The 22,367-nt window shown below is 65.0% G+C and carries 19 protein-coding genes; 3 read left to right on the forward strand and 16 right to left on the reverse strand.

From position 1 onward, the window contains the following. Positions 1-10: 10 nt before the first annotated feature. The 4 genes from tsaE to glmS are packed head-to-tail and all read right to left on the reverse strand — an operon-like array spanning position 11 to position 4,240. The gene (gene tsaE, locus J5Y21_RS06675) at positions 11-511 is read right to left on the reverse strand and encodes a tRNA (adenosine(37)-N6)-threonylcarbamoyltransferase complex ATPase subunit type 1 TsaE (protein ID WP_210573866.1); all 501 of its coding nucleotides are present in this window, start codon (positions 509-511) and stop codon (positions 11-13) included. Then, entirely contained in the window at positions 508-1,629 is a 1,122-nt protein-coding gene (gene alr / locus J5Y21_RS06680) for an alanine racemase (RefSeq protein WP_210573868.1), read from the reverse strand. The genes tsaE and alr overlap by 4 nt, the downstream gene beginning before the upstream one ends. Before the next feature lie 25 nt (positions 1,630-1,654). Further along, positions 1,655-2,314, reverse strand: a complete 660-nt coding sequence (locus J5Y21_RS06685; protein ID WP_210573870.1) for a hypothetical protein — start codon at positions 2,312-2,314, stop codon at positions 1,655-1,657. A 54-nt stretch (positions 2,315-2,368) separates the two neighbouring features. Further along, the gene (gene glmS, locus J5Y21_RS06690) at positions 2,369-4,240 is read right to left on the reverse strand and encodes a glutamine--fructose-6-phosphate transaminase (isomerizing) (protein ID WP_210573872.1); all 1,872 of its coding nucleotides are present in this window, start codon (positions 4,238-4,240) and stop codon (positions 2,369-2,371) included. Between the two features lie 111 nt (positions 4,241-4,351). On the opposite strand from glmS, the gene J5Y21_RS06695 reads away from it, so the two are divergent. After that, positions 4,352-5,203 carry a dienelactone hydrolase family protein gene (locus J5Y21_RS06695; protein ID WP_210573875.1) on the forward strand — a complete coding sequence of 284 codons (852 nt, stop codon included), beginning with the start codon at positions 4,352-4,354 and terminating at the stop codon, positions 5,201-5,203. Positions 5,204-5,239: 36 nt separating this feature from the next. Here J5Y21_RS06695 and J5Y21_RS06700 read toward each other — a convergent pair whose 3' ends face one another. The 10 genes from J5Y21_RS06700 to eccCa form a co-directional block, all read right to left on the reverse strand. Next, positions 5,240-5,488 (reverse strand): hypothetical protein, encoded by a 249-nt coding sequence (locus J5Y21_RS06700; protein ID WP_210573876.1) that lies wholly within the window; start codon positions 5,486-5,488, stop codon positions 5,240-5,242. Next, positions 5,488-6,972 (reverse strand): hypothetical protein, encoded by a 1,485-nt coding sequence (locus J5Y21_RS06705; RefSeq protein ID WP_210573877.1) that lies wholly within the window; start codon positions 6,970-6,972, stop codon positions 5,488-5,490. The genes J5Y21_RS06700 and J5Y21_RS06705 overlap by 1 nt, the downstream gene beginning before the upstream one ends. Then, complete coding sequence (locus J5Y21_RS06710; RefSeq protein WP_210573878.1) at positions 6,965-7,318, reverse strand: hypothetical protein; 354 nt, start codon at positions 7,316-7,318, stop codon at positions 6,965-6,967. The genes J5Y21_RS06705 and J5Y21_RS06710 overlap by 8 nt, the downstream gene beginning before the upstream one ends. A 58-nt stretch (positions 7,319-7,376) precedes the next feature. Next, complete coding sequence (gene glmM, locus J5Y21_RS06715; protein WP_210573879.1) at positions 7,377-8,720, reverse strand: phosphoglucosamine mutase; 1,344 nt, start codon at positions 8,718-8,720, stop codon at positions 7,377-7,379. A gap of 181 nt (positions 8,721-8,901) precedes the next feature. After that, positions 8,902-9,477: a 30S ribosomal protein S9 gene (gene rpsI / locus J5Y21_RS06720; RefSeq protein WP_246875023.1), complete on the reverse strand. Its 576-nt coding sequence runs from the start codon at positions 9,475-9,477 to the stop codon at positions 8,902-8,904. Beyond that, a complete protein-coding gene (gene rplM / locus J5Y21_RS06725; RefSeq protein WP_210573880.1) occupies positions 9,477-9,920 on the reverse strand; it encodes a 50S ribosomal protein L13 in 444 nt (147 codons plus the stop codon). The genes rpsI and rplM overlap by 1 nt, the downstream gene beginning before the upstream one ends. Positions 9,921-10,358: 438 nt before the next feature. Beyond that, entirely contained in the window at positions 10,359-10,646 is a 288-nt protein-coding gene (locus tag J5Y21_RS06730; protein WP_210573881.1) for a WXG100 family type VII secretion target, read from the reverse strand. A 103-nt stretch (positions 10,647-10,749) separates the two neighbouring features. Further along, entirely contained in the window at positions 10,750-11,073 is a 324-nt protein-coding gene (locus tag J5Y21_RS06735; RefSeq protein WP_087117190.1) for a WXG100 family type VII secretion target, read from the reverse strand. Positions 11,074-11,213: 140 nt separating this feature from the next. After that, complete coding sequence (locus J5Y21_RS06740) at positions 11,214-12,257, reverse strand: type VII secretion-associated protein (protein WP_210573883.1); 1,044 nt, start codon at positions 12,255-12,257, stop codon at positions 11,214-11,216. After that, on the reverse strand, positions 12,254-15,901 hold the full coding sequence (eccCa, locus tag J5Y21_RS06745; RefSeq protein WP_210573885.1) for a type VII secretion protein EccCa: 3,648 nt from the start codon (positions 15,899-15,901) through the stop codon (positions 12,254-12,256). Before eccCa ends, J5Y21_RS06740 begins: the two co-directional genes overlap by 4 nt. A gap of 315 nt (positions 15,902-16,216) precedes the next feature. On the opposite strand from eccCa, the gene eccD reads away from it, so the two are divergent. Beyond that, positions 16,217-17,512 (forward strand): type VII secretion integral membrane protein EccD, encoded by a 1,296-nt coding sequence (eccD, locus tag J5Y21_RS06750; RefSeq protein WP_210573886.1) that lies wholly within the window; start codon positions 16,217-16,219, stop codon positions 17,510-17,512. Continuing rightward, positions 17,512-18,738 carry a S8 family serine peptidase gene (locus J5Y21_RS06755; RefSeq protein ID WP_210573888.1) on the forward strand — a complete coding sequence of 409 codons (1,227 nt, stop codon included), beginning with the start codon at positions 17,512-17,514 and terminating at the stop codon, positions 18,736-18,738. The genes eccD and J5Y21_RS06755 overlap by 1 nt, the downstream gene beginning before the upstream one ends. Before the next feature lie 54 nt (positions 18,739-18,792). Here the strand turns inward: J5Y21_RS06755 and eccB are convergent, their stop codons facing one another. Continuing rightward, a complete protein-coding gene (eccB, locus tag J5Y21_RS06760) occupies positions 18,793-20,088 on the reverse strand; it encodes a type VII secretion protein EccB (protein WP_210573890.1) in 1,296 nt (431 codons plus the stop codon). Between the two features lie 98 nt (positions 20,089-20,186). After that, positions 20,187-22,349 carry a DUF6541 family protein gene (locus J5Y21_RS06765; RefSeq protein WP_210573892.1) on the reverse strand — a complete coding sequence of 721 codons (2,163 nt, stop codon included), beginning with the start codon at positions 22,347-22,349 and terminating at the stop codon, positions 20,187-20,189. Positions 22,350-22,367: the final 18 nt, after the last annotated feature.

Genomic DNA, 22,367 nt, shown 5'->3' on the forward strand with positions numbered 1-22,367 from the left:
GGCCACAACCCTACTCGGAAGGTGTCCACGAGATGATGCGACCCTGCGATTCGGGGTCCTCGCTCGCGCGCGTCTCGCGGTCGAGCTCCACCAGCAGGTAGCGCGACGCGATCTGCTCGACGAGCCCGCCGCCCCATTCCGCCACGACGACAGAATCGGTCAGTTCCGTGTCCAGGTCGAGGGCATCGAGCTCGCCCAGCGGGTCCACCGCGCCCGTGCCGCCAACGCTGTCGAGCAGCCGGTACGCGTCCACATGGACAAGCGCAGGGCGCCCGCTTATCGACGCTTTATGCTCCCGCGCAATGATGAATGTCGGGCTGGTCACCCGGCCTTTGACCCCCATGCCCCGGGCGATTCCCTGGGTGAGCGTGGTCTTTCCCGCCCCCAACGGGCCGTCCAAGATCACAACGTCACCGGCTTCCAGCGCCGCGCCGAGGCGTTCACCGAACGCTTTCGTGTCCTCGGCTGTGTCGCATTCGACGGTCCCTTTTTCCGTGAACGGCGGTTTCATTGCCCCTCGCCCTTTCGCTTCTCGACGTCTTCTGCGTCCACATATTCCCTGCGCACCCTGCCATGCGGTGCGCACACCACTTCATAGTGAATCGTCCCGGCGCGGTCCGCCAGTTCAGCAGCACTCATTCCGCCAGCGCCGAAGATGACGGCCTCGTCACCGACGGCCACATTGTGCTCGTTATCCCCGAGCCAGATGATGAACTGGTCCATGCACACGCGGCCCACCTGCGGGTAGCGCACACCGTCGACGGTCACCTCGACCGCATCCTGCCACGAGCGGTGCAGCCCGTCTGCGTAGCCCACTGGGACGACGGCGGTCCAGCCGTCAGCCGGAGCAGTCCATGTCAGCCCGTAGCTGGCGCCTTCCCCCTGCTTGATCCGCTTCACAGCAGTCAGGCGGGCGGACCAGGTCATGGCGGGGGTGAGCAAGGCGGCGTCGATAAGCGTTGCGCTCTTTTCCGCGACGGGGTTGAGGCCGTACAACGCGACACCCGCGCGGACCTGCTCGTATGCGGATGCTGCGCTGGTGAGCGTGCCCGGCGAATTAGCGAGGTGGTTGCGCGTGGCAGCGAACCCCGCGTTGCGGGCTGCAGCGATCGCGCGGTCGAACGCAGCGTGCTGCTTCACGTTGTACGGATGGTCCGGCTCGTCCGCGCACGCGAGATGCGACATCACGCCCACGATATTGAGCCCCGCTTTACGCGCCTGCGCGAACGCGCGCTCCCAGTCTTCCTCGTCGAGCCCCGATCGGTTCATGCCCGTGTCCACCATGATGTGCACCGATGTATCGACGGGATGCTCAATAAGCCACGCGAGGTGCTCCATGCCCGGGACGGCGATCTCGACCCCCTCAGGGATCTCCTCCCCCGGCTCCCACAACCACGCGAGGACGGGCTTGTCGGTGAGCTCGCGCACGCGCCGCGCTTCATCGAATGTAGCCACCCCGAATGCGTCTGCACCCGCCTGATCCATGGTGGGAACGACGTGCTGCGCACCGTGGTTGTAGGCATCAGCCTTGACCACGCACATCAAGCGCGCGTTGCCCAGCTGCTCTTTGATGAGGCGCGTGTTGTGCGCGATCGCGCCCAGATCAATGCGCACGACAGAAGAACTCATGGGAAATATTGTGCCACTGCGCGGGCTAGACCATGTGGATGGTGCCCAACACGACGAGCAGCAGCGCGACCGCCCACGTGGCACCGAGCGAGACCTTCTCCGAGTTCTCGCGCGCGGCGGCGAATACGCGGCCTGCCGGGCTCTGCGGCGCGCGGCGCACCCACCCGACAGCGAGCGCGCACAGCGTGGGCAAGCTGAGCGCGATCGTGGCGTAGAGCACGAGGAACGCATAGCGCACCGCCACATCCACCCCGGCCGCCGACAGCACAGCCAGTCCACCGTAGAACGGCACCGATGTCGCCGACTGAATCAGGCCGAGCACGAAACCGACCACGACAGTCTTCGCCGACGGTGTCTTCAGCGGCTCCAAAATGCGGTTGACCAAGCCTGAATTATCCCCGCCGCGAAGCGCGAGCAGGCCAGTGAGAATGCCGGTGGCGATGAGCAGAATGCCGAAAATCGGACCTTCGACGAAGCGCTGGACCACATCCCCTAGCCCGTCGAAGACGACGAGCATGAGGAAGGCCAGCGCGGCCACGCCGCACCAGTCGCCCGCAATCAGCAACGCCGTGGTCTTCGCGTACCTGCGGCTGCCTCGGGGCACCATCACGCCGACAGCGACGATCACGCCGATCAACAGCAAGTTGATCGAATCGACGAACGCGAACTGGACGGCGTGCAGCATTCCGGGACGTGGCTACCTGTTCTGGTTGTGCGGAGTTGTGCTGTGGGGGCTGGTTTATTCGACGGTGACCGACTTGGCCAGATTGCGCGGCTTGTCGATGTCCTCGTTGCCGCACTGCTCCGCGATGAACGCGGCCAAAAACTGCAGCGGGACAGTAGCCAGAAGCGGCTGCATGATCGTCGGCGACTGCGGGATGCGCAGCAGCCAGTTCGCGTACGGCTCCACAGCGGTGTCGCCTTCTTCCGCGATGACGATCGTCTTTGCGCCGCGGGCGCGGATCTCCTGGATATTGGAGACGATCTTGGAGTGCAGCTGGGACACGCCACGCGGGCTCGGCACGATCACGACGACCGGCAGGTCGTCCTCGATCAGTGCGATCGGGCCGTGCTTGAGCTCGCCGGCGGCGAAACCTTCAGCGTGAATGTACGCCAGCTCCTTGAGCTTCAGCGCACCCTCGAGCGCGATCGGGAAGCCTACGCCACGACCCAGGAAGAGCATTGTCTTCACTGCGCCGAGGGTCTCCGCGATATTTCCGCACTCATCGTGGTTGGCCAGCGCCTGCTCGACCTTCTCCGGGATAGCCTCCAGCTCCTCCCAGATCTCTTCGATCTCATCCGGGTACTTCGTGCCCTTTGCCTGCGCGAGCGCCAGGCCGACGATGTAGTTCGCCGCCACCTGCGCCAAAAATGCCTTCGTGGAAGCCACGCCGATCTCCGGGCCAGCGTGGGTGTAGAGCACCGCATCCGATTCACGCGGAATCTGGGAGCCGTTGGTGTTGCACACCGCGAGCACCTTCGCGCCCTGCGTCTTGGCGTGGCGGACTGCCTCGAGGGTGTCAGCAGTCTCGCCCGACTGGGAGATCGCCAGCACCAGCGTGCGCTCATCCAGCACCGGGTCGCGGTAGCGGAACTCGGACGCCACCTCAATCTGCACCGGGATACGCACCCAGTGCTCGATCGCGTACTTCGCCGCCAGGCCGGAGTGGTACGCGGATCCGCAGGCGACCACGAAAACCTGGTCGAAAGCCTTCAGCTCTGCTTCGGAAATCGAGTTCTCGTCCAGCACGATGCGCTGGCCGTCCCAGTGGCCGGCGAGCGTGTCGCGCACAGCGGCCGGCTGCTCGTAGATCTCCTTCATCATGAAGGAGTCGTAGCCGCCCTTCTCAGCTGCCTCGAGATCCCAGTCAATGGTGAACGGCTTGCCGGCGCCCGGGGTGCCGTCGAAATTAAGGACCTTGTACTCGTCGGCGGTGATCACCACGACCGAGTCGGACTCCAACTCGACCGCGTCCTTCGTGTACTCGATGAACGCAGCGACATCGGAACCGAGGAACATCTCGCCCTCGCCGACGCCCACCATCAGCGGGGTGGATCGACGCGCGGCGATGATCTTCTCCGGGTGGTCAGCATGGGTGAACAGCAAGGTGAACGCACCCTCGAGGCGGTTCAGGACCTTGAGCGCCGATGCTTCGAAATCGCCCTTGGTGGAGCCGTCATCCACACCGTTGTAGGCGCGCGCGACGAGGTGCGCTGCGACCTCGGAGTCCGTGTCGGAGACCAGCTCGATGCCCTCGCGCTCGAGCTCAGCACGCAGCGGCGCGAAATTCTCGATGATGCCGTTGTGGACGATCGCCGCACGGCCATCGAACGACAGGTGCGGGTGCGCATTCTCATCCGTCGGACGGCCGTGGGTGGCCCAGCGCGTGTGGCCGATCGCCGTCGTGCCGCTCAGCGAACCCTCGCCGAGCTCAGCGATCTTGTCTTCCAAGTTCTGCAGCTTGCCTGCACGTTTAGCGATGTTGAGCTCTCCCCCGCCCGCTACTGCGATGCCTGCCGAGTCGTACCCGCGGTACTCCATCCGGCGAAGCGCCTCCAGTGCGATCGGCAAGCCCTGCTGGTTACCTACGTATCCCACGATTCCACACATGCGGACAAGGATAATGCATGCGGCAAAGACGCTCCGCACTAACAGCGCTTCGCTGCCCGCAACGTGCTGATCTGCCGCACCCGCGCACGTCGATGCAGTATCCTGTTCTTCGTGTCTGCGAAGTTGAAGAAGCTCAGCGAATTATCCAAGCGTGGCCCTCACCGGGTCATGGAAGGCGACCTTGGCTACACCGGCCTGCCTGGCAAGGTGTACGTCCCCGCCGACGGGAAGGCAGTCCCCGGCGTCGCTTTCGGCCACGATTGGATGAAGAGCGCCAAAGATTATGAGAAGACCCTGCGCCACCTGGCTAGCTGGGGCATTGCCGTGGCTGCTCCCGACACGGAGTGCGGCTTCAAGCCGAACCACGCCGGTTTCGCCGCCGACTTGGAGACGGCGCTGCAGATCCTCGGTGGCGTGAAGCTGGGCAACGGCAACACCACCGTCAGCCCGGGCAAGCTCGGCGTGATCGGCCACGGCATGGGCGGCGGTTGCGCAGTCCTCGCGTCCATGAACAACGAGAAGGTCAAGGCCGTCGCCCCGATCTACCCGGCCTCGGTCGCCCCGTCGGCGAATAACGCCGCCCGTTCCCTGTTCCTGCCCGGCCTGATCATCGGCCCGGATGAGGACGCGGACGCGATCTTCGACCCGGGCAACCCGGCCAAGCTGGCCTTCAACTGGTCCGGCCCGGTCGCCTACCGCACTGTCGAGGACGGCAACCAGAAGTCCTTCAGCGAAGACGGCTTCAAGAAGTTCCTGCTCGGCCAGGGCCGTTCCAAAGCCAGCGTCCAGGAGGCCGTCCGCGGCCTGGTCACCGGCTTTTTGCTGCACCAGCTGGACGGCGACAAGACCTACTCCGCTTATTCGGAGATGGATGCTGCCGGCAAGGGTGTCGAGTCCGTCTTCGGCAAAGAGCTCGCGGACCGCGCGGATTTCGCCCGCGGCGATGTGAAGAGCATCTTCTAACTGAAGAGCACCTTCTAGCGTCCGCCTGCGCTGCCCTTAGGCGCGCCGCTGCTCCGTCGGCCCTTCTTTCCGGAGCACTCCCTGCACCCGCCCGTGCCTGGCCCCGCGGTAAGTTCCGCGCGGTGTCTGCACGGGCGGTTTTTGCACGTTCATCTCCCTGGCCAGCGCCTGCTGGCGTGCCGATTGCTCCATTTGCCGCTGGCTTTCTTTGAGCACCCGCTCGAATTCAAGCATGCGCCGCGCCGTACGGTCTTTGAACTGTTCCGCGAACTGCTGAAAATCCATTACCATCCCCCTGTCTTACGTGCCCGGTGACTCTCGCCTGCCTGTTCAGGCTGCGCCTTCTCCGCCGGCGCATCCGCCGGCTCCTCCATCTGCATCTCCTGCTGCTCCGGCACCGCCTCCGCGCCGCTGACTGCAGCCGCTTCCATCAATGCCTTCTTCGGCGGTGGCGGCGGTTCTTTCACCTCAGCCAACTCAGGCGGCGGCGGAATTGTCCCCTCCGGGCACTCGGGTTGCTCTTGTACTGGCTCTGGCTTCTCCTCCGGGCAGTCCGACTCTGGTTCTGGTTCCGGCTCCGGCTTCTCCTCCGGGCAGTCCGGTTCCGGTTCTGGTTCCGGCTCTGGCTCCGGGCAATCGACGACTGGCTCAGCTGGGCACTCGATCTGCGCCAGGCACTCTGCAGCTGATTGGCCGAAAGCTTCGAGTCCGGCGATGACGTGCTGGACCACGCACTCGCCGGCGGGGCCGATAGGCGGGACTGCCGGTGGGGCGGGAACGAGCGAGCTCGGGCACTGGGCTGGGACCGTCTGCGCTACCGGCGTCTGCTGGACAGCACCGTCCGCGCCCAAGGTGACATCGACGTCAACATTGACGTTGATATTCACGCCAGCATCGAGCCCCGCGGCCGCAGGAACGGTCACCTGCGAAAGAGCTGGCGCGTCAGGCACAGGTTCAGGTAGTTCAGCTGGCCGTGGTGCCTGTTCCGGCGGGCACTCGGTAACCGGGGGTGCGGGAACGTGTTGCTGGGCGGGGTGTGCAGGCGGTGTCGGTGGACAGGCCTCCGGCACAGGCACAGGCGCGGGCGCAGGCGGGCATTCGCCAGAAGGCGTGTACTGCTTGGTGGCGGGCGGGGTGGTTGCACCAGCGCCGTCGCAAAGCTGCTCCAGCCCGTCGTAGCACTGATCAATCGAATCATTGCGATCATCGACGGTGCCCTCAATGCACACCAAGCCCTCCAGAATCGGGGCGAGGACGGTGGAACCAAGCGCCACCAATGGGCAATCCTTCAGGGCGGCAAGCAGATCGAGGATCACATCAATCGTCGCCTGTATGCCGCAATCGGCTGACTCATCGATGTCCTTGACGGAATCGGCGCAGTCGCACGACTGCTGGTGGAGATCATCCAGTACATCAGAATGCGTGCCCTGCTCCCCATCAAGGTCACTCTCATGGCTGGCCACGCCGACGCTGCACAGCCACTCCTCCGCCCCGGAGGCCAACTCCGTCAGCATGGGCACGGCAGCGAGAACACCGACGATGCCCACGGGGCTCCCCGGCGCGGAAGCGGCGCACGCCGGCTTCGGGTTCAACGATTCCACCTGCGGCGGAACGGACGCGATGTCCATCCCATTCGTCTTGTCGATCTTCGCGGAAATGGACGAGACCTTCTGCCCCACAAACTCCACATCCGTCGGCGGGACTCCCGGTAGTACGGCTACGGTGCGTGCGATCTCCCCCAGCCCTTCTTTGAGCTTCGCATTAGACATCCTGGTTGAACCTCGCAGCATTCTCGCGGTCAACCCCGTCCACATCCGCGGCCAGCCGCAGCATCTCCTCAAACTGGTTGACGCGTGCGCGCAGGCGGTCCACCGTCCGGTCATAGACACGGTCCACCGCCGAGGAAATCCTGTCCCCTCGTTCCGAGAACCCCTCCCCGAACACTCCGCTGTCCACCGACGGTTTCGCTCGCTCTAGACGGTCAATCGCCTCGTTATAACTGTTTATCCTCGTTACCAATACTTCCCGGAGCTCGTCCGGTTCCAGGTGCAACTGCTCGGCCACACTCATCACTCCCCCAGCGTGGTTGAAGCCGCAAAAAGCGGCAGCCTTCATCTTCCACAGACTTAGACTGCCGCTAGGCCAATTCGGTTCCCTCGAACCGAAAATTTGTTTACACCGCTGCGACCACCGCGGCCAGACGCCCCGCGACCTTGCGGGCGTGCTCCTCCTCGGAGGCTTCCACCATGACGCGGAACAGATCCTCCGTGCCGGACGGGCGCAGCAGCACACGGCCGCCCGTGCCCAGCTCCTCTTCTGCTTCAGCGATAGCGTCCTTGACATCCTGGCTTTCCAGAATGCGGGACTTATCGGAAACAGGAACGTTGATGAGCACCTGCGGCAGCACCGTCATCACGCTCGCAAGCTCCTGCAGGGTCTTGCCCGTCTCCGCCATACGCTCCATGATGAGCAGGCCGGACAGGGTTCCGTCGCCCGTCGTCGCACGCGCGGGCACCACGATGTGACCAGACTGTTCGCCGCCGAGCGAGAAATCACCCGCGTTGAGCTCCTCAAGCACGTAGCGGTCACCGACCTTCGTCTCACGCATGGCGATGCCTTCTCGCTGCATGGCGATCTTCAGGCCAAGGTTGCTCATCACAGTCGCCACCAGCGTATTTTCGCGTAACGACGACTTCTCCTTCATCCCCAGCGCCAGCACGGCCATGATCTGGTCACCGTCGACCACATTGCCCTCTGCATCAACGGCCAGGCACCGGTCGGCGTCACCGTCATGAGCCAAGCCCAGATCCGCGCCGTGCTCCAGGACAGCCTTCTGGACCTGGTCGATGTGGGTGGAGCCGGAGTTGTCGTTGATGTTGTACGCATTCGGATCATTGAAGATCGCCACGACCTCAGCGCCCGCCGCGGCGTACGCTTCCGGAGCGATCTTCGACGCCGCACCGTTCGCGCAATCCACCACGACCTTGATGCCTGCCAGCGAGGTCGTCACGGACTCCGCGAGGTGCTCCAGGTAGCGGTCATGAGCATCCGGGGACTCCTCGATAATGCGTCCGATACCGGTACCGGTCGGGCCGCCCGCGTCCAACTCGTCCATGGCGCGCTCGATCTCGTCTTCCACGTCGTCGGCAAGCTTCTTGCCGCCCGCGGAGAAGAACTTGATGCCGTTATCCGGCATCGGGTTGTGCGACGCGGAAATCATCACCCCGATCTCAGCACCGTAATCGTCGGTGAGATACGCCAGACCCGGCGTCGGAATCACGCCCACACGCAGCACGTCCACCCCCTTCGATGCCATTCCGGCTGCCATTGCCGCGGCGAGCATCTCGCCGGACACACGCGGGTCACGCCCAATGATCGCGGTGGGCCGCCGCTGCTCCGAACGCTTATTCTGCGTCAGCACCGTCGCCGCCGCCTGCCCCAATTTCAGGGCGAGCGGCGCCGTCAGCGCTTCGTTAGCGAGCCCACGAACACCGTCAGTACCAAACAGTCGAGTCATAAAAGATAATTATGCCGTACACGCTGTGTTTCGCTCGGTGAGGGTTTTCATCCCGTTCTCACGAGCCGACTGCGTGGGTCGGGGCGTCGATAAGCTGCTTTTCTTTCGCCCCCCTGAAAAAGCAGAACACCGCCGCCCCGACATGCGGGAGCAGCGGCGTAAAGCCTGCGTACAGCAGCGATTAACGCTTGGAGTACTGCGGTGCGCGACGGGCCTTGTGCAGACCAGCCTTCTTGCGCTCCACGGCACGAGCGTCACGGGTGAGGTAACCGGCCTTCTTAAGGGTCGGGCGCTCAGCCGGGTTGTAGATGTTCAGCGCGCGGGCGATAGCCAGACGCAGTGCGCCAGCCTGGCCGGTCGGGCCGCCGCCACCGATGTTCGCCTTGATGTCGAACTGGTTCTCGCGCTCAAGCAGCGTCAGCGGGGACAGGATGTCCTGCTGGTGCAACTTGTTCGGGAAGTAGTCCTCGAGGTCGCGGCCGTTGACGGTGATCTTGCCCTCGCCCTCGACGACGGTCACGCGTGCGATGGCGCGCTTACGACGACCGACGGTCTGGATCGGACCCTCGTGATAAACGGGAGCCTCGACGACCTCGTCCTGGGAGTCGTCCTCGCCAGCGACTGCGTCACCGATGGTGTAGTTGAACTCCTCGGTGGCAGCGGTAGCCGCATCGATGTCGGTCTGGGTAGCCTCGACGCCCTCAGTCTGGTCAGCGGCGTTAGTGGTCTCTTCGGTGATGTTGTTCGGCTCGGTCATTACTGCGCCACCTGCTTAAACTCGAAGTTCTCGGGCTTCTGCGACTCGTGCGGGTGCTCGGAGCCGGTGTAAACGTGAAGCTTCTTAATGGACTGACGGGAGAGGCGGTTGTGCGGCATCATGCCCTTCACAGCCTCTTCGATCACGCGGTCCGGACGCTCGTCGAGAGCGCGGCCCAGGGTGATGGACTTCAGACCACCCGGGTAACCGGAGTGGCGGTAGCGCATCTCGCGCTCGCGCTTGTTGGACGAAATGTGGACCTTATCGGCATTGATGACAATGACGTGGTCGCCGGTGTCAGCGTTCGGCGCGTACTGCGGCTTGTGCTTACCGCGCAGCAGGTCTGCGACGGTGGAAGCAAGCTTGCCCAGCACCACGTCGGTAGCGTCGACGACGTACCACTTGCGGGTAATGTCACCGCTCTTCGGGTGGTAGGTAGACATGTATGACTCCTTGAAGTCTTTATCTAGAGGCTGCCGGCCATGGTGCGCTCAACCTTTCCCTCCCCTGTTCCGGCGGCCGGTGGAGACCCGGTGGGGCGGCCCGGGGACGAACACCTGATTGCACACCGCTAGTACGGCGGGCATGGTTCATCCACGGTGGGTAAAACACACAGGGCTTAAACCTTAGAGCACGCCCTACTCAGACTCCAAAACGCAGCTTTCGCTTCTGCGCTGGTGCGTGCTGTGGGGACAGCACGACAAATGCGTGCGCCCCACCTGCCCATGGTGGTGCGCACGCACTGGAATAGAAACGCTCTTCAGTGGGGCGGGCCGTTCGCCGCGTCTGCCCCTAAGGGATGCTGGGTCAGATCAAAAAATGGCCCGCTTAGTAGATGAGCGGTTCAGCGTTTGGGTTTGTGTTTGTGTTCGTTCGTCGTTTTACCCCCAGCTGTTAGCGGCTGCTGTGTTGACGGACTGCATGCGGTTATTGCCGTCCTCGACGGCGCGACCGATGGCCGAAAGGATGTCGTTGAGGTCCTGCGCCGCGGTGTCCCACTTGTTCTGGTGCTCCTGGTAGCGGTCAGCCGCTTCGCCTTCCCAAGAGGAAACCATCGGCTTGAGCTGGTCTTTGAGGTCCTCCAGCTGGCTGCCGATATTGCGGGACGAGGTCTCGATGTCGGATGCGGCGTCGGCGAGTGAACCGAAGCCGTACTTGATCACTGTCACTGTGTGTTCTCCCTGATTCAGATCTATGTCGTGGTGTGTGCGTGTTGCGGTGTGTGGTCCGATACCTGTGGCGTTGTTTCTGCCTGTGGCGTTGTTTCGCGCGCTACAGCGCAAGGCCGCCGGCTGGTGCGATGTTTGCGAAGGCATCGGAATTCGTTGCGTCGACGTCTTCGAAGTTGCTGGCGTTGTCGCGGATATTCGACGCGATGTCGCCGAGCGCTTCGCCAAGACGGCGCTCCGCGTCATCAAAGCGGACCATCAAATCGTCGAAGCTGGCCTGCGCGCTGCCGGACCAGTAATCGCGCGTGGACTGCGCGACATCCTGCAGGCGGTTGAGCTCGGCATTGACCGAGTCGTTGGTGTCGTCTACGTTGTTCGCCGCGTTGCGCATGACGTCGGCTTCTGTACGGAACTGAGCGGTGCTCATATTTCCTCCCCCGATATTGTTGTGTGCAATGGATTGTGGACGTGGTCTGCGGCGCTGGGGCCGTTTGTGACCTTTCCACCCTTATTGGACTGTTCTTCACCCTGTTTCGGTTCCCTGAGAACCGGAACTTTTTTCGCGCCTCAGCCGGGCGGGGTGAAGCGGGCGGATTCGTTGGCCATGGTGCACGTGGCTAATTGGACAGTGGTGGGCGCAGTACGTGTGTGGCAGCCGATGGAAATCTGCACGTCACGGTCGGTCCAGGTGGACCACAATGCGTGGGATCCGTCCGGAAGCGCATGCTCGTAGCGGACGCTGACCTCATCGCTTTCGGTGTGGCGCAGTTCCGGATCCTCCTCGATGTCTTTTTTCACCTGCCGCATGATGTCTTCGGGCGGGACACCATAGAGCGGGTCCACCGCGAGCTGCAGGCGGAAATCCGGGTCAGGTCCGGTCGCGCGCCACATGTCGCCGTCGGGCTCGAGGCGAAAGCCGACGGGCAATTCCACGGTCAAACCGTCTTGTTCGAGGACGACCTTTTCTACTTTCGGTTCAGCACGATCCGGATCAGGCGCGGGCGCCTCACCGGGATCATCGCCCACGCTGTCCGTCGGCAACGCCACACCTGCTGAATCACCGGAGACTGCGATGCCTGCATCACTGTGTCTTTTCTCATCTCTTTCCTCGTCGCTCCCCCGTCCGGCGACGAACCAGATCGCTACAGCGCAGACCGCGGCGACCAGACCGACCGCGCCGACAAGCGCATAGCCTGATCGGCCGAAGCGTTCCTGCCGACGCGGTTCCAGCGCTGGACGCCGGATGGGGATCTCCCGGATTTCCTCCCACTCGTCAGTCGAAGGGTGGGTGTCGGTGTCATCGGCATCGTCCAGCGACTCGCAGGTCAGCTCGACTTCGTAATCGCCGAATGCACAGATGAGCTGCTTGAGTGTCGCATCAGTCGCGACGAGATGCACGGGTGTCCACTTCGGGTGTTCGCCGAGCACACTGCGGACATAACTGACGATCTCGCCGGCGGACGGCTTGTCGTAGCGGTGCACATTGGCCAGGCCGGAAAAGACAGTGCATTCATCATCGACGGTGACGGTGAGAAGGGCGTTAGCGCCCGGTTCTGGTGACGTGTCGGCGGCAGCGGATGAGCGGCCGCCGGTGACGTGGGCGGTGGTCATGGGGTCTCCTCGGATTGGGGTGCGGATGGGACGTCGCTAAGCGTGTTTTCTGCGATGTGGATCGGGCCGATCTGCTCGTTATCGCGGACGAAAATGCCGCGGCCGGGGCGCAACGGCAACGGGCGGACGCCGAAGAGCGCGCCTTCGTCTTTGGTGCCGGAGAAGAGCACGACGTCGAGCAGTTGGTCCTTGAGGGCGCTAAGGAACGGTGCGAGCAGGGCACGGCCCGTGCCGCCGAATTTGCGGGCGGCGATGATGTGCAGGCCAATGTCGTGCGCATGCGGGATGAGCGGCAGCAATGGGCGGAGATTCTCTTCACCAACGAGTTCGAGATCGTCGACGACCACGTAAATATCCGGACCCGTCCACCAGTTGCGCGCGGCGAGCTGTTCGGCAGTGATATCGGGGCCAGGCAGGCGCCCAGTCAGGGTCGTCGCGGTATCCGCGAGCGCGGCCTTCGCAGCATCGGTCGACCCACCGTAGGCCGCGACCATCGGGTGATCCGCGTGCCGCAGATGGGTGCGACGCGGATCGATCACCACCATGCGGGCACGCTCACGCGGCATCGTCGCAAGCTGCCCGATCCCCGTTGCCACCAGCGTGGTCTTCCCGGCGCCGGAAGCACCGACGGCGAGCGGGTGCGGGCGGTCGAGGGTGACAGGTCCCACGCCGCGCCCGCCGATACCGAGCAGAATCCGCCCGCGGCGCTTTGCCGGCACGGACTGCGCGAGCTCGTCGATGGCAATGCGCGCCGGCAGGACCTTCAGCTTCGGCACCGGGGTCTGGTCCGCCGCCTGCGCGGCGATGTGCGCGATGTCTTCCTTCGCGGTCGCCGCGATGAGCATGCTCTTTCCCGCAGCGGTAATGCCGCGGCCCGGCGCGGCAGGCAGCTTCTCCTGCAATTTCCGGTCCAGCAGCGAATCCATCGGCTCAGTGAGTTTGAGCTCCAGACGAGTGCCGATGAGGTCGCGCACATTCGGCCGCACCGCATTCCACCGCTGCGTGGTCACCACAAGGTGCACGCCCGCAGCTGGGCCTTCCGCGGCGATCGTGGCCAGCGCATCTTTCAGATCCTCCAGCTTCGAATCGGCGGCGATGAGCGAGTGCCAACCATCGACGACCAGTACGGTCCGCGCGGGAAACGCACGTCGCTTATCGACGATCCCCAGCACCTCATCCACCACCCTTTTCACCTTCTCCTCGTCGCCGCGCCCGGCCACACCGGCGACGTGGGGCAGGGATTCAAGCACGTCCGAATCCCCGCCACCGGCGTCGATGACATAAAAGCCCAGTTGTTCTGTGGTGTGCGTCGCCGCCAAGGAGGCAATGATCGTCCGCACCGCCATCGACTTGCCGGTCTGCGGCCCGCCCGCCAGCGCCACATGCCCACCGGAGACACCGAGATCGATGGTGAGGGGGTGTTGGCGCTGGTGATACGGGTCGTCGATAAGCCCAATGCTCGCTTTGAGCTCCCCGCTGTCCTCGCACACTTCCGGAAGTCCCACGCGCGGCGGCAACGGCGGAAGCCACACGGTATGCGCGCTCTGTCCGCGCGCTGCCGCTGTCTTCTGCGCGGCGCTCACGACCTCGGCGAGCAGTGTCGTCGTCGGATCAGGAAGAGCCGCCGCGACCGCTGGCTCATCAACCTCGTCCCATCCCGCAAACAACCTGACCTGCGGTGCTGCCCCTGGGCTCGTCGGCTCAGCCGGACGCATGAGCGGGCCGGAGACATAGGACGCTTTGAAGCGTGTGAGCTCCGTCGATGCTGTCTTAATATAGCCCGCGCCCGGGTCCGCGGGCAGCTCGTAGGCATCTGAAACCCCGAGCACCTGGCGCGATTCCGCCGCGGAAAATGTGCGCAAACCGATCCGGTACGACAAATGCGAATCGAGCCCGCGCAGCTTGCCTTCCTCCAATCGCTGCGATGCCAACAGCAAGTGCACGCCCAGCGAACGTCCCAAACGCCCCACCGCGACGAAGAGATCCGCGAAATTCGGGTGCTGGCCGAGCAACTCCGAGAACTCGTCAACCACGATCACCAGCGACGGCAACGGGTCGAGATCCGGCCGGGTGCTCGTGCGCGCTGCGTTGTATTCAGTGATATTGGCGAAATTTCCCGCCGCGCGCAGCAGCTCCTGCCGGCGGTTCATCTCGCCGGAGATCGCATCGAACATGCGCTCAACCAGCACCGCCTCATCCTCAAGGTTGGTGATCACTGCTGACGTGTGCGGCAATCCCTCGCAGCCCAGGAAGGTCGCGCCGCCCTTGAAATCGACGAGCACCAGGTTGAGCTCGTCCGGCGAATGCGTCGCTGCGAGCGCCACGACGAGTGTTTTTAAAAGTTCTGATTTTCCGGACCCCGTCGCACCGATGCACAACCCATGCGGCCCCATCCCGCCGTGCGCCGATTCCTTCAGGTCTAGGTAGACCGGCCCGCCGTTTGGGTCGACGCCGATCGGGACGGTGAGACGCTGCCGGCTCCCCTCGCGTCCCGGCCACATGGCGGGCCCGGCGAGATGGTCGATGTCGTCGATGCCAAGCAAGTCCAGCAGTCCCCCGCCACGGGGTGTGTTCCCATTTCCGTTGTCTGGCCTGCGGTAGAACGCCAGGTTGCGGTAGATGAATTCGGCGGCGCCCGCGCTGAACGTGTCGGTCTCGCCGAGTCTCTCGACACCGGATGTGGTCACCGCATCGATCTCGTCGTCGCACAGCAGGTGGAGTGCATCGTCGTGGACGAACGCGTCCGTGTCCTCGGTGACGGCGAGAACACAGTCCGCTTCCCCATAGGCCATGGCCTTCGGCGATGCCGCATCCACGACCGCCACAGTGAAACCAGCTGCGCTGGGATCGCGGGTATGCGGCAGCCATTTCGCCGCCTCCAACCCGGGGGCACTGATTTCCAGCCCGACTGCCTCCGGACCATGGAAGAACGCCAGTTGCGCCACTATCGAACGCGCCACCTCGTGCGCCCGCGGGCCGGCCAGAGTGAGCAGCGGGAATGCCTCCAGTTGAATCACGATAGGCATGCGCGGCACTGTGCTGACCGCGGCGACGGTGCGGCGCAGACTCACCGCGCACACCGGATCCAAGTCCTCCGGGGAGCCCGGATCTGCGACCTCCACTGGAGTGCACAGCGATGACCTGCCCGTGCCGACTCGAACCTCGTATGCCCGCGGATCTTTGCTCGTGCGCTCCCACACTCGTTCCGCATCCACGGCGTTGACCAGGTGATCCGGGTGCGGGTGGAAGAATTCCACGTGCTCGCGCTGCTGGGCGGCATTGCTCCGCGCATGCTCCGCTAACGCATCCAGATGGCGCAGATACACCCGGCGCGACTCGTCGATATCGCCGGCCTTTTCCGGCGGGTTCAACGTGGTCAGAAGGCCCATGATCATCATGAGCGGAAAGACCATCATCATGGGGCTGATCCCGCGCCCGCTGAGCGCGAAGATAGCCACCATCGCTCCGATGGCCGCGACCATCACCACGGGCATGATGATGCGCATGAGTGGCTCCGGCGGTTTGCGCACCGCCTGCGGCACGCTCTCCGCATCGAGCTGCCCCGTCGGCAGCGGCGGTGCCGTCTGCGCAGTAGTCCCGGCAGCCGGCGGCGCTTGAATCGGGTCGTTATCGAGCCCCAACATTCGTGATTTCTCCCCCCTTGAGAATTCGCGCACCCACACACCTTTACGGTGTTTTGTCCGCACATGCGGTTCTCCGGTCAGGGAGCCCCCCGGCTTCCCTGCCCACCACAGCGCGGCGGTGCGTCGATGATTCCGAATCATAGGCAACAACCCCGCACCGCGCGCAGCGAAAAGTCCCGAAAAGGGCGCATTGTCTACTGAAGTAGACATCGACGGCCCCCACGCACCCCCGTGACGGGGCAGACTGGAACAGAACAACCAATCGTGAATCCGGGGGGAATCATGGTCGCTGCATCGACCCATCATGTTGTCCGCGTGACCGTGCGTATCAGCGCGGCACCGATCTACCGTTCCGTCGACGTGAGTTTGCCCACGTCATCGACACTGAGCGAAGTGCTGCCCGAATTGGCGCGGCTGATTGAGCTGCCGCAAACAGCCGGCCGGCCATGGGAGTTCGCCACTGCGGCGGGCGCACCGCTGGACCCGCATGTTCCGTTGCACAATATGCGGCTTCGCGACGGCCAGGTCATCGCCCTACGCCCGCACGAACCCGTCGATCCGCCAGTGGTGCGCGATGCCGCAGAGTCATTGGCGGCGGCAGCTGCGGCCACCACTCGTTCGGGGATTGACACTGCCGCGACCTTCGCCGGTGCTGCCGCCGCGGGGATCCTCACCGCATCCTTGTCCGCTCCCCTAGCTGGCGCGGCAGTTACTGCATTGATCCTGCTCGTGGTTGCTGTAGCTGCTCGGTCCCGCGCTGTCTTTCCCGCCGCGGCATTCGCCGCCAGCGCAGTCTGCGGTGCGTGGGTGAGCGGGCTCCACGACGGAACCGGTACTTGGCCGCCCGCGACCGATCTCGCATTCGGCGCGATGACTGCCTGTGTGATCGCGGCCGCCCTGACCGTGGGCGGTGTGGTGCTTGGCCTCGCCGGCCCGCGCGTGACATCGGCGGTGCTGACCAGCGCGGCTCTCATTCTCACCGGCTCACTCGCAGTCTGGCTGCCCTCCCCGACAGCCCCGTACGCGGCCATAGTGCTCGCCGGGATCGCCGCGGTGATGCTCACCCCGTCGGTGGCCACGCGCGCTGCGGGCTTGCGCATTCCGCGGGTCCCCACCGCCGGGCAGGAATTCGGCATCGCGGACGATTACCAGGATGATGTGGACGCGCGCTCGGACGCCGCCCGCGCTATCACCGCCGGCATCAGCGTCGCCGCCGCGCTGTGCGTCATTCCGGCGCTCGTCGTACTCGCCCGCTCCGGCGGCGGATGGGTCTTCGCGTTGTGCCTGTGCACCGCGGGCGCGCTCATCGTCCACGCATCGCGCCACCACGGCACGATTCCGCGCCTCAGCCTCGGTAGCACCGCGATGCTGGCGCTGACCTGCGGTGTCACGGCCGTTGCAGTCGTCGACGGCGCACACCCGGCGCTACTCATCGCTGCCGGGATCACCGCGCTTACCGCCGCTACTGCCGCGCTGTGGGCTGCCCGTGTGCCGGATCTCGAACCGACCACGCTCGTCTGGCTCGAACGCGCCGAGGCCGCCGCGATCATTGCCGTCATTCCGCTCGCGGTGAAGCTCACCGGCATCTTCGATCTCATTCGGGGGTTGTGATGCGCGCATTTTCTCGCCTATCGACGTCCCTTGCCGCCCTTCCTTTTCTCCTTCCCGCCCTAACCTGCCCGCACCTCGCTGCTGCTCAAGACATCGCCTGCGCTGTCGGCGCGCCCGCGGGCGAAACAGATGACGTCCACACAAGCGAGGCCGCTGAGGCCCGCTCCCAATTGCACCGTCTGGCCACCGGGGACGGCGTCAAGGTGGCGGTGATCGACACCGGTGTTGCTGGTCATCCGCAGTTGAACCAGCTTTCCGGTGGCGCCGACTTCGTCACACCCGATACCCCGGAACCGTTCAAGGATTGCGATGCGCACGGCACCGTCGTCGCCGGCATCATCGCCGGAACTGACGCCGGGATCGCTCCGGACGCTGAGATCCTGTCCATCCGCCAGTCCTCAGCCCACTACCGCTCACCTGCTCCCCGCGGGGAAGATGCACCAGCTGCCGCCACCAGCGGTGACCTGGAGACGCTCACGCGGGCGATCCACAACGCGCTCGACGAGAACGCAAAGGTCATCAATATTTCTGTGGTTTCCTGCGTCGAACCGGAACTCGCGCCCCGCGTGGACACCCGCGGTCTGAAAGACGCTCTCGGCCGCGCCGAACACTCAGGTGCTGTGGTGGTGGCCGCTGCCGGCAACCTGTCACGGGAGTGTCCTGCCGGTTCCACTGTCTTCCCCGCGCATTTTCCTACTGTCCTCGCTGTCGGTGCGCGTGCCGATTCCCACACCATCGCCGATTACTCCCTCCCCGTTCCTGAAGGCGCCACGCTGCTCACCGCTCCAGGCACCGTCGAGCGCGCTTCCGCCCCAGGTGTCAGGGGCTGGTCGGTGGGCAAGGCGGGCGAGCGCGGCGAAATCGAACCATTCGCCGGGACGAGCTTCGCCGCACCTGTGGTCAGCGGCACCGTCGCCCTCCTGCACCAGCGCCATCCGCATGCCACACCTGCCCAGCTCCGTGACATGATCACCGCCTCCGCAGAACCGCAGGGCGGGGCCATCGACCCGCTGCGAGCTGTCTCATTCGTCGAACGCGAGCAGAGAGCCGACACCGCACCGCTGCGTGCGCGCCCAATTGAGACTATTGATTCCGCTGCCCCACACCGAAGCAGTTTCACGGTCGCGAGCGTCGTGCTCATCGCGGCCCTTGCTGTCGCAGTGGGTGCTTTTCGACGGATACTCCTCCAGGGCCGGCCCCGGCATCGCTCCATTCACCACGGCTAAAACTCGCCGCGAAGGTAATGCACCGAGACCAGATTGACTGGCGCCGCAGCGCTATCAGTAGGTCGCGGTCAGCGCTGCCTCGCGTGTGAGGGCCGGGCCTTCGGGCAGGAGACTGAGGATGCTCCACGGAACGGTGTCCACGTGCAGTGCGCCGACGACGTCGAGATTGTCCCTGGTATCCACCAGATGGCGCTGACCTGAAGCGGACACGACGTGGTAGCCGGCACCGGTGTCGACGCCGACAGCACCGGAGGCTAACCCGACGAAATGGGTCGCGGGGCTGTCACCGGACAGCTCGACCAATCCTGCGGTCAAGACATCCGAGTCTGGGGCGACGAGTGCAACAGAGCCTGACTCGGTCACGCACACGGCCGATTTCTTTGGATCCACCCACTCCGGCGCTTTCTCCGGAACGGCGATATCTAGCGGGACTTGGGCATCCGGATAGGCAGCAATCTGGGAGGGGGAAGAAGTAGAGGTGGGGGCGGCGGCGTCGATAAGCAACTGCTTCTGCAATTCCGAAACGGGCTGAATGCCGCCGTGCTGTGTGACAGCCCATGCTTCGTCGGTGCCGTCGGCGAGCAACAGGCGCGGCAATGGGTGTGGCAGGCGGACCGGCGGAAGTTCGCGGATCGCGGATAGCACCGGCGCGCTGATGTCTGCGCGGACGACGCGCGCGTCGATGCCCAGGGCGCGTCGGATCAGCCTGCCCTGTGCATCGCTGTCTGACGGAAGTTTTGCGCGCCCCTCATTGGTGAGCATCCACTCGTTGCCGCCCTGAGTCACCGCGACAGCCTGCCCGTCGGCGAGCTGCTGCACCGGTTCCCCGGCGACAACCGTGACGCGCTCCTCCCCCTCGCACGCCGACCACGCAGCATCCACCGCATCGCCCGGCGCGAACATCGCCGGCGCCGTGGCGATGCCCAACGGCACACCGCGCGGCATCTCCGTGAGCCGCTCCTCCCCCACGCGCTGCGGCTCCTCCGCGCTGCCTGCAATCAGACGTGCCGACGTCAGGTTCGTCACCGGGTGCACTACCTCCCCGACCCGCACGTACATCGCCCCGTCATTGGCCCGCAGAATCGCCGCCGCGCCCGGATCCGGATTCGGCCGCAACCACGCGAACAGCCCTGAACCCGCCGCGATGAGCGCCACCGCGACCATCCCGAAGATCGCCGAACGACGCCGTGCCGCCAACGGATCATGAATCATCCGGATATCCCCGTAGATGAGCCCGTGTTCCACGCGCCGGCGCATGAAACGGTGCCCGGACACCTGCGAACGCGTCGTCGGCAACAGCCTGCGCGCCTGCTTTGTCTCCCCCGAAATGGCATGAGTGTGCTGAGCCATGTGGACGCCCCCCGTCGATTAGCAATGGCTTCTTTACACGACGCTAAGCGCATGCGGGGCAGGCTTCAACCCGAAAATGCGCACTGAAATGCGCAACGCTATTCGACGTCCGCGCCCGCCAGCTCCTCACTCGTCGGAGTCAGCTCAGGCAGCTCGGTGGAGCCACCGTTGGCGACGGCGTCGCGCTGAAGTTCTTTGATCTCAGCTGGCGTGAGCTGCGCGTTGACGGCGAAGATGGTCACGCGGCCGCGCTGGTAGACGGGCGTGACGCCGGGGGTGGTCCACAGGGCCTTGTCCACCTGCCAGTTCTTGGGCCCGGGCCAGAAGGTGTTGCCGGAGGAGACGATGAAGCGGACGCCCAGGTCGGCAGCAGCATCGTCGGCGGGCGATTTCTCGTTCGGTCGGCCGCGTTCACCGGCGCCGAGCTGGCCGGCGCGGTCGGCGAGCAAGTTCGAGTCGACGCCCATCCCGCCGCCCGGCCACAGGTAGTGGCGGGCGACGGTGGGGACGCCGTTGATGGCATAGGCCCAGGAGTAGCCGTCGGTGGATTCACCCATAACGAGCCCCTCCTGCGCTTCCGGGCGGGAGCCGAGCCACGCATAGGCGGTCATCTGGTCGTCGTCGACCATGCGGTCGTTGAGGCGGGAGGCATCGAATGACATTTCGGCGCCGTCGACGGCGACGGTGGACGCCCAGGCGCCAGCGCCCCACCCGGTCAGCGCAGCGAGCACGGCTGATGCGAGCGAGGTGCCCCACACCCACGGGCGGCGGGTGCCGTAGCGGGCGGCGATGGGTGCGAGCGTGAAGACGCGGATGATCACGGCCGCACCGACGGCAGCACCGGCGATGACGGTCAGCGCCACCACGGTGACGATGCGGTGCGCCGAGTTGTAATGCGGCGCGCCCAGCGTGGTCAAAAGCGGTTCCCACATCCCGTCGAACGGGTGCAGCGCGTGTGCGGTGGTGGCCACCATGATCCCGTAGAAGACCGGCGCCCAGACCTGTCCGCGCCAGACCACCATGGCGATGGCACCGAAACCGGCGAGCCACAGCAAGATGGTGGGGTCGAAATCGGGGAAGAATTCGCCCACGTGGCGGGTCTCCATCATGAACGCCTTGTCCCAGGCCTCCTCAACGGTGACATTCTCACTCGCGTCCCAGTTGTTCACTTCCCCAGACTGAGCCTGGCCGGCGAGCAGCTGCGGGAGGAACGCCACCGTCGCGCCAAGCGCCGGGATGGCCAGCCAGAGAACATCGCCGACGCGCGAGCGGTCCGGGCGCCACACCAGGTACGTCGCCCAGTACAGCAAGACCGCGAGCACCACGACGAGCACCGCCGACGGGTGGACCTGCATCATGCCCAGGAAGGCGAACAGCGTCGGCAGGGCCAGTGCCCGGTAGCGCGGCACCTGGTGGAACAGCGCGATGACGAGGCCGGACAGGCCGATCGCGACGATATAGGGGCGCATGCCCACAAAATCGCCGATCCACACCAGCACCGGCGAGGCGTACACGCCGATGGCGGCTAGGCCCGCGGCGATCTGCGCGACCATGCCGTGGCCGCGCGCCATCGCCCATGCCAGTCCCGCGGCGCCGGCGGGCAAAGCGAGGCTCGGCAGAACGATCGACGCCAGGTTCACTGCCTCCACGGGGGCGAGGTCGCCAGCTTTTGCGAACAGCGCTGTCGCCGCGTGGAACGCGGACGGGTAGAACAGGTCGATGTGCGTTTCAGGGTTCTGCAGCTCGCCCATCCGGGTGGGCGAGGCGATGCCTTCTTCCATGATGAAACGCACGGCGTTGACGTGCCATTGGATGTCCCAGCCCTGGACGATATTGTTCAGCTGGCCCGGCACCTTCGACTGGAGTTCGAGCTGTTTCGCGACCAGCATCCACACGCCGGCCACGACACCGGCGCCGGGGAGCACCCACGACGGGTCGGCGATGCTGCCACGGCGCCAGTCACCCGGCCATAGGGCGCGCACCCAGTTCTTCGCGGCGCGCTTTTTCGCCCGTCGCGCGAATGCGTAGCGCCACCCGGCGGCCAGGCACAGCATGAGCACTAAGAACACGATGAAAGACGGCCACCCGAAGCGGATTCCCATCGCGCCGTACATCCAGCTGCCCAGCCCGACGATGCCGAAGGTCGCGGGCAGGGATGCCGCAGCGGCAGCGGGCAGTTTCGCGCCCGCGACCCACGCGAAGATGAGTCCCGGCAGGGTGAACACAGCGATAGCCAGCCACACGGCACCGACTGCATCCATGCGTTCTACCTCCGGGCA

Source organism: Corynebacterium sp. Marseille-P3884 (genome assembly GCF_017942225.1).
Classification (GTDB): Bacteria; Actinomycetota; Actinomycetes; order Mycobacteriales; family Mycobacteriaceae; genus Corynebacterium.

Coding starts and splice junctions, on each gene's coding strand:
- tsaE (WP_210573866.1), bottom strand. CDS start 511: ATGAAACCGCCGTTCACGGAAAAAGGGACCGTCGAATGCGACACAGCC.
- alr (WP_210573868.1), bottom strand. CDS start 1,629: ATGAGTTCTTCTGTCGTGCGCATTGATCTGGGCGCGATCGCGCACAAC.
- J5Y21_RS06685 (WP_210573870.1), bottom strand. CDS start 2,314: ATGCTGCACGCCGTCCAGTTCGCGTTCGTCGATTCGATCAACTTGCTG.
- glmS (WP_210573872.1), bottom strand. CDS start 4,240: ATGTGTGGAATCGTGGGATACGTAGGTAACCAGCAGGGCTTGCCGATC.
- J5Y21_RS06700 (WP_210573876.1), bottom strand. CDS start 5,488: ATGGATTTTCAGCAGTTCGCGGAACAGTTCAAAGACCGTACGGCGCGG.
- J5Y21_RS06705 (WP_210573877.1), bottom strand. CDS start 6,972: ATGTCTAATGCGAAGCTCAAAGAAGGGCTGGGGGAGATCGCACGCACC.
- J5Y21_RS06710 (WP_210573878.1), bottom strand. CDS start 7,318: ATGAAGGCTGCCGCTTTTTGCGGCTTCAACCACGCTGGGGGAGTGATG.
- glmM (WP_210573879.1), bottom strand. CDS start 8,720: ATGACTCGACTGTTTGGTACTGACGGTGTTCGTGGGCTCGCTAACGAA.
- rpsI (WP_246875023.1), bottom strand. CDS start 9,477: ATGACCGAGCCGAACAACATCACCGAAGAGACCACTAACGCCGCTGAC.
- rplM (WP_210573880.1), bottom strand. CDS start 9,920: ATGTCTACCTACCACCCGAAGAGCGGTGACATTACCCGCAAGTGGTAC.
- J5Y21_RS06735 (WP_087117190.1), bottom strand. CDS start 11,073: ATGAGCACCGCTCAGTTCCGTACAGAAGCCGACGTCATGCGCAACGCG.
- J5Y21_RS06740 (WP_210573883.1), bottom strand. CDS start 12,257: ATGACCACCGCCCACGTCACCGGCGGCCGCTCATCCGCTGCCGCCGAC.
- eccCa (WP_210573885.1), bottom strand. CDS start 15,901: ATGTTGGGGCTCGATAACGACCCGATTCAAGCGCCGCCGGCTGCCGGG.
- J5Y21_RS06755 (WP_210573888.1), top strand. CDS start 17,512: ATGCGCGCATTTTCTCGCCTATCGACGTCCCTTGCCGCCCTTCCTTTT.
- eccB (WP_210573890.1), bottom strand. CDS start 20,088: ATGGCTCAGCACACTCATGCCATTTCGGGGGAGACAAAGCAGGCGCGC.
- J5Y21_RS06765 (WP_210573892.1), bottom strand. CDS start 22,349: ATGGATGCAGTCGGTGCCGTGTGGCTGGCTATCGCTGTGTTCACCCTG.